General features: G+C 22.6%; 9 protein-coding genes. 8 read left to right on the top strand and 1 reads right to left on the bottom strand.

Annotation, left to right across the window (positions count from 1 at the left end; translation table 11 throughout):
• Positions 1-211: 211 nt before the first annotated feature.
• From AC8IG9_RS06405 to AC8IG9_RS06380, 6 genes are all read left to right on the top strand, one after another.
• Positions 212-1,348 (top strand): hypothetical protein, encoded by a 1,137-nt coding sequence (locus tag AC8IG9_RS06405; protein WP_507425985.1) that lies wholly within the window; start codon positions 212-214, stop codon positions 1,346-1,348.
• Between the two features lie 227 nt (positions 1,349-1,575).
• Positions 1,576-3,528, top strand: a complete 1,953-nt coding sequence (locus tag AC8IG9_RS06400; RefSeq protein ID WP_507425984.1) for a hypothetical protein — start codon at positions 1,576-1,578, stop codon at positions 3,526-3,528.
• 175 nt (positions 3,529-3,703) lie between these two features.
• Entirely contained in the window at positions 3,704-3,943 is a 240-nt protein-coding gene (locus AC8IG9_RS06395) for a hypothetical protein (protein WP_507425983.1), read from the top strand.
• Positions 3,944-4,003: 60 nt separating this feature from the next.
• Positions 4,004-4,240: a hypothetical protein gene (locus AC8IG9_RS06390; RefSeq protein WP_507425982.1), complete on the top strand. Its 237-nt coding sequence runs from the start codon at positions 4,004-4,006 to the stop codon at positions 4,238-4,240.
• A 55-nt stretch (positions 4,241-4,295) separates the two neighbouring features.
• On the top strand, positions 4,296-4,514 hold the full coding sequence (locus AC8IG9_RS06385; protein WP_507425981.1) for a hypothetical protein: 219 nt from the start codon (positions 4,296-4,298) through the stop codon (positions 4,512-4,514).
• A 39-nt stretch (positions 4,515-4,553) separates the two neighbouring features.
• Positions 4,554-4,877 carry a hypothetical protein gene (locus tag AC8IG9_RS06380; protein ID WP_507425980.1) on the top strand — a complete coding sequence of 108 codons (324 nt, stop codon included), beginning with the start codon at positions 4,554-4,556 and terminating at the stop codon, positions 4,875-4,877.
• An 8-nt stretch (positions 4,878-4,885) separates the two neighbouring features.
• Here the strand turns inward: AC8IG9_RS06380 and AC8IG9_RS06375 are convergent, their stop codons facing one another.
• Positions 4,886-5,680 (bottom strand): DUF5832 domain-containing protein, encoded by a 795-nt coding sequence (locus tag AC8IG9_RS06375; protein WP_507425979.1) that lies wholly within the window; start codon positions 5,678-5,680, stop codon positions 4,886-4,888.
• A gap of 96 nt (positions 5,681-5,776) precedes the next feature.
• Here AC8IG9_RS06375 and AC8IG9_RS06370 point away from each other — a divergent pair, with 96 nt between their 5' ends.
• Both AC8IG9_RS06370 and AC8IG9_RS06365 read left to right on the top strand, forming a co-directional pair.
• Entirely contained in the window at positions 5,777-6,154 is a 378-nt protein-coding gene (locus AC8IG9_RS06370) for a hypothetical protein (protein ID WP_507425978.1), read from the top strand.
• A 37-nt stretch (positions 6,155-6,191) separates the two neighbouring features.
• A partial coding sequence (locus tag AC8IG9_RS06365; RefSeq protein WP_507425977.1) for a hypothetical protein occupies positions 6,192-6,377 on the top strand: 186 nt, incomplete at its 3' end.

Raw genomic sequence — 6,377 nt, 5'->3', positions numbered from 1 at the left:
AATTTAGTTGAAAAAATTTATAAAATTTAGTTGAAAAAATTTATAAAATTTAGTTGAAAAAATTTATAAAATTTAGTTTATTAATAAAAAAAATGAATAATTAAATAATTTTACTAGATTATAAATATTATAAATATTAATTTTTTCTTTTTTATTACTTACGATTATATTTACGATTATACTTACGATTATACTTACGATTATACTTACGATGTGTATTATTAATGTCAATGATGTATCTAATTTGGTTTCTGGAAAAACTTTTGAAAAAGTAAAATCTTGTTGTAAAGATTTACATGTAAAATTTAATAATAATCTTTATTTACTTGCAAATAATAATAAAAAAGTTGAAAATGAAAATGATGAAAATAAATTAGATGAAAACATTAAAAAACAAGCAAATGGAATTATTTTTGAAATGGATACAAATAAAATTGTTGCAATGTGTTATCCACAAATTAATGATGTAAATACTAAAGAACAATTGGATGATTTAATTACAAATGATTCAACTACTATTGAATTTTGTGAAGATGGTACTATAATTAGATTATATAATTACAATGATACATGGTATACATCTACTACTAAATGTATTGATGCAAGTATGAGTTATTGGTCTAGTTCAAAAAGTTTTAATGAACTTTTTTGGGAACTTTTTGATAAAAAAAGTTTAGAAAATTTAGATAAAAATTCTACTTATTTTTTTATTTTACTTCATAAAGAAAATAGAATTGTTGTAAAGCATAAAAGAAATTTTTTAATTTACATTTCAAGAGTTGATAATAAAACTTTTATTGAAGATAATACTTTTATTTTTGAAGGGAATATGAATATTAAAAAGAAAGAATATATTAATAAAAAAGAGTTTGTATCTATTATTGAATCAAATAGACCTTTTGATTTAGCTAATAAAAGAGGTATAGTTATTAGAAGTACAAACAAAAATACAAATGTAAATTCTATTTACAAAATTGATTTTGAAAGTTATAAAATTATAAAAGATATTAGAGGAAATGTTCCTGAAATAAGAATGAGATATATTGAATTATTAAATAAACCAGAATCATTAGAATTACTTGAAAAAATATACAAAGAATATCAATTGACATTTGCATTTATTAAAGCATCTATATTAAAATTAGTAAAGACAATTCATAGATTATATATAAATTCACATGTTAAACATCAAATTCAAATTGAACAAGATCATATATATTATAGAACATTAAGACAATTGCATGCACAATATAAAACAACAAATTCACCAATCCGTTTTGAAGATGTTTATATCAAAATTATAAATCTTGATAAACATGTTATTAAACGTTTTTTAAATATAATTTAAACTTTTTAAAAAAAAGTTTTATCAAAAATAACTCTAAATAACTTTTAATAAACAAATAACTTTTAATAAACAAATAACTTTTAATAAACAAATAACTTTTAATAAACAAATAACTTTTAATAAGCAAATAAATTTACTTAACATTTTAAAAAAGTATATTTAAAATGTTTAATATTTTTTGCGTACTTTTTTTAAAAAAGTATTTTCTATTGATAATATATATATTAATGGCTGACTTAACAATTCCTCTAATAGGGCTAACAACATTAGTTGGATATTTTTTTAGTAAAAATGGAAAAGTTCAGAGAGAACAATCTACTAATCGCGACCATATAGAAACTTTTGACAAACCAAATGGTGATAATATATATACTTCAAATGTTGTAACTGAAGCAAATGAAGAAATATTAAATAGATCTTTACAAAATTATAAAGATGCTCAAAAACCATCAGATACAGGTTTTATACCACCATTGTATAATACTTATAGTACAGTAGGGAAAAATCCAATTGAATTAGGTAAAAATAGTTTATCTTCAAAAGAATTAGGAGAATTAAATGACGCAAATCGTATAGGAAAAGTGGTATCTGCTTTAGATAATGGTGTAGAAAATATGCCAATGTTTCGTAGCACAGTGAGAGAAGGTGCAACTATTGAAGAAAAAAATATAAATTTGTTAACAGGACTACCTTATGAAAAGGATCATAAAAATATGGTTCCATTTTTTGGTAGTAATACAAAACAGAATATGGAAGGATTTGCAAATTCTGGTGTTTTAGATAAATATACAGGAAAGACTTTTGAATTTCAACATAAAAAGGAAGTTGAAAGTTTTTATGATACAAAACCTGAAAATATTTATGGAATGCAATCTCAAACTGATAATATAAAAGATAGATATATACAATCTATTTACAAGCAAGGTGAAAAACCAATGGAGTCTATCTATATATCAGCTCCAAAAGCTGGTACTTTTGAAAATAATATTAGACCAGAATTTAAAGATATCAATGAATTACGTCCTGGTAACAATCCAAAGGAAACATATAGTGGTGTTATGTTACCTGGTCAATTTGGATCAACAAGAGGTGTAATAGGAGAACTTAAAAAGAATGGTCCAGAAACTTTTTATGAATCAAATCCAGATCATTTTTTCAAAGGTCCTGGTTCATTTGTAGCACCAAAGGTATTAGAAGATTACACTATTAATTTCAAGACATCTTCAAGAGATCAATATAATTTAGAATATTATGGAAATGTAAATAGTACAAATTTAAATAAATCACCTCAAAGAGTTGGGGTTGATAATAGTAAAGAATTAGTAACGTCGTTAGATGGAAATTACAATGATGATTTAACAAATTCTTTATTTCAAGAACCTAAAAGAATTAATTATGAAAATGATTATATAAGAAATATAAGTGGTTCAAAAACAGTTAATGATTATGGTAGATCAAGTTTAAAACAATATACTAATGAAAGATCTACAACAGAAGATAGATTTGACTTGGGGAATATTACTGTATCTGGAAAACAAGTTGTTATAAGACCAACTGACGATATTAAAACAACATTAAAACAAACTACATTAAGAACAAATGATAGTGGTAATATAAAAACAGTATATAACATGAACTCTACAGACCCTTATGAAATGGGAATGTCCGATATTAAACCTAAGGGTACTCAAAAACAACATTTAGTTGATAATAAATATCTAGGCCAGCATACAAATGGTCAAAATGGTCTTGGTTATCTTGTAAATAAATACGATGCTAAGATAACAAATAAAGAAATTATTACAAATAAAAGTAATTACTCTGGTAATCCACATTATAAAAATGAATCAGGTTCTAGAACAAAATATGATAATGCAGTTGTAAGAGATCATAAACAAGATTTACTTATGGGTCAAAGGGCTGGAGGACAACAAAAATTTCAAATATCTTCTGGAAAAGTTTCATTTGGAGAAGTTAAAACCAAAGCAAATTTATTATTAAAAGAAGAAATAGATAATCGACATAATATGAATACAATTATACCTCAAATAATACCAGATAAACATATTATTAATATACAAGGGCGTAAAGAAGAAACTAATGATAATAGATTACAACCAGATATATTTAAAACACAACTTGCAGGAAATCCATATATAATAAATAATAATAAACAATAAAACAAAACTCGAATTAACAAAAATTGAAATTAATTACATAATTTAATTTCAATACACAATTTAAATATGATTATTTACAATTATTCAAAATGCCCAATACGATATTATTATAGTGAAGAAGAATCTTTATTACCAGAGTTTAAAAATTTTAAATTTGTATTGGATTTTAAATGTAGTGCACCGTATAACACATGGGATTTATGATTTAGATACTGATATATTATATTTCCAATATGATTTAAAAAAATTCAAAAATAGTATAGAAAATATTGTTTTGTCTAAACATATTGTTTTGTCTAAACATATTGTTTTGTCTAAACATATTGTTTTGTCTAAAGATAATATTTTAAATGAAATATACGAAAGTTTACACTCAAAAATTAAAGTTGATGGTCGTAATAGATCTGTTTATTAATATAGACTTGTATTTTAAAAAAAATTGATAATAAATTAAATACAAAATACAAATATAGATATGATCAAAGAACTACAAATACTTTTGGAAGTTGGAAAATCTTTAAGAATTTTAAATTCTATTAATTTTAATAAATCAAATGAATTAAAAAAACATATAGAAAATATAAGAGAATTGCAATTGCAAAGTTTTGTTGAAAATGAGACTTATAATTTTGTATTAACAGATGCTTTACAGAAAAAAGAAGAACAAACCAAAAATACCTTGCCCTCTAATAGTTATAGTAATAGTAAATAAGTATTAAAATTGGTGTAAGAAATCAAAAAATAAAATATCTATCGTTAATAATTAAATGAAAAGTGTACAGTTTAATTTAGATAATACAATATTTTACGATGCTTATTCGAATGAAGAATATGATAGATATCCTATAGATAGTATATTATATTTAAAATGTTATAATAAAGTTTCTGATTTTGATTGGATAGAAATGTTGGAAAATTTAAACTTGTTTAAAATATGTGAAATGATTGTTCATAAAAATAGTTTAAATAACACTAGAATACATTAAATATTTTTTAATAGTATAATATAAGGTAAGTAAATTAATATGAAAAATGAAGATCTAACTAGTATGATAATGATTACTATCATTATTACTATAATAGAACAAATAGGACAATACCTTTTAAAAAAAAGTAAAAAAATACTCGATATACACTATATCATTGGTGTTGTTTTTTATATTTTAGTAGCAATACTTTTTCATTATATATATAATTATTATAATGTAAATAAAGTAAATGTTATATGGGCTTGTATAAGTATTATATTAGCAGTAATAATAGGATCTTTATTCGAAAATGAAGATTTAACATCTAATAAAATAATTGCACTGATTTTTGCTATTTTAGCAATTTATTTTATACAATAAAATCTAGATTAGACCAATCTAATTTGTGGATTTATATAATTATTATTAATATAATCATTAATAACATCTGGTTCATTTAATTTCTCTTTTAATAATCGAATTTGTAAATCTAATTTTTCAATTTCTTCTGAAGAAACGTTTTCTTTTTCTTTTTCTAATTCTATTTTTTTAATCTTTTCTAAAATATCATTTACTTCAGAAATTTCTTCGTCCTCTTCATCTATTTTTTCAAGTGTGGTTTTCAACATTTTATTAAAATCAATTTGTGCACCAGTCTTTTCATCGTCTGTATAATTATCGTTTAATGTATTTTCCAACTCTCTCATTTTTTCTTGAGCCTTTTGAATGTCTTCCTTTTGCATATGAATTTGCTGAATAATAGAAATCGGGTGCTCTTTTGGCTTTTCTGATGATTTTCCTTCTTTTATAGCATTTTTAACCATCTCATTTTTTCTATTATGCCATTCTTCATTGGCATTTTCTCTATTTTCTAAATAACTCTTAATTAATGTGTTTAATTGGTCATTTTGATATTCTATATCTTTAACATCATATGGCTCTACATTTAATGGAAAAAATTTACCCACTTCAACTGTATAAATATCGTAATTATTATCAATCCTTAAAATCTTTTGAGACATACTTTTTGCTTTTTCTAAAGTATCAGCTGTACCTCTAATCTTTAATCCCCAAGTATCACATTTTTGGGGCATATGTGGTCCAACAATACTAATTAATGCATATTGTTGATTTTGAATAGGTGGATCTTCAAATAAATAATCTATAGAATTTTCTTTTGACATTTTAATTATATAGAGTATTTTTTTATACTTTTTTTAACGCAAAATGTATTACGTTAAAAAAAGTATAAAAAATACTTTGTATGTTATATAGTTTACATGTTTTACAAAAAGGAATTAATAGATCGTTTAGATAAAATTGAAAAGTCCTTAGATGAAAATTGTAAAAAATTATATATAGAAACTAAATTTAAAGAATTCAATGAAAAAATAAATTTATTTGAAAATAAATTAACTTTTATTAATAATAAACAATGTGATATAAATGAAGAACTTTTGATTTCAAAAATAGAAGGTATCTCTAAAAAATTAGATACATTGTATTTTGATAATGAAACTATAAAACATCAACTATTTTTAGAAAATGAATTGAAAAAATCAATTCAAGATATAGATAATTTATCCATGACTATACATAATACTATAGAACTTATAAATTACACTATATATAAAATAGATAGAATAGATAAAATATAAAGAAAAATTGAAAGTGTTTTTTTTTACCTTAACATTAATGTCAAACTTGAATAGTATTTTTAAAAGACGTTTTAAAAGTATAACACAAAGAATTTTATTGTTAGAAACAGAGTTGATTAATAATGACTCTAACACACAAGGTACTTTACAAGGTACCTTACCGAGTATACAAGGTACTTTACAAGGTACCTTACCGAGTATACAAGGTACTTTACAAGGTACC

The organism is Candidatus Allofontibacter sp. (assembly GCF_040404065.1).
Lineage (GTDB): Bacteria > Pseudomonadota > Alphaproteobacteria > Pelagibacterales > Pelagibacteraceae > Fontibacterium.
Note: the sequence above shows the minus strand (reverse complement) of the source record. Positions and strands in the feature narration are given on the sequence as shown.

Bases quoted from the DNA above. Each gene is read 5' to 3' on its own strand.
- AC8IG9_RS06405 (WP_507425985.1), top strand. From the start codon at position 212: ATGTGTATTATTAATGTCAATGATGTATCTAATTTGGTTTCTGGAAAA.
- AC8IG9_RS06400 (WP_507425984.1), top strand. From the start codon at position 1,576: ATGGCTGACTTAACAATTCCTCTAATAGGGCTAACAACATTAGTTGGA.
- AC8IG9_RS06390 (WP_507425982.1), top strand. From the start codon at position 4,004: ATGATCAAAGAACTACAAATACTTTTGGAAGTTGGAAAATCTTTAAGA.
- AC8IG9_RS06385 (WP_507425981.1), top strand. From the start codon at position 4,296: ATGAAAAGTGTACAGTTTAATTTAGATAATACAATATTTTACGATGCT.
- AC8IG9_RS06380 (WP_507425980.1), top strand. From the start codon at position 4,554: ATGAAAAATGAAGATCTAACTAGTATGATAATGATTACTATCATTATT.
- AC8IG9_RS06375 (WP_507425979.1), bottom strand. From the start codon at position 5,680: ATGTCAAAAGAAAATTCTATAGATTATTTATTTGAAGATCCACCTATT.
- AC8IG9_RS06370 (WP_507425978.1), top strand. From the start codon at position 5,777: ATGTTTTACAAAAAGGAATTAATAGATCGTTTAGATAAAATTGAAAAG.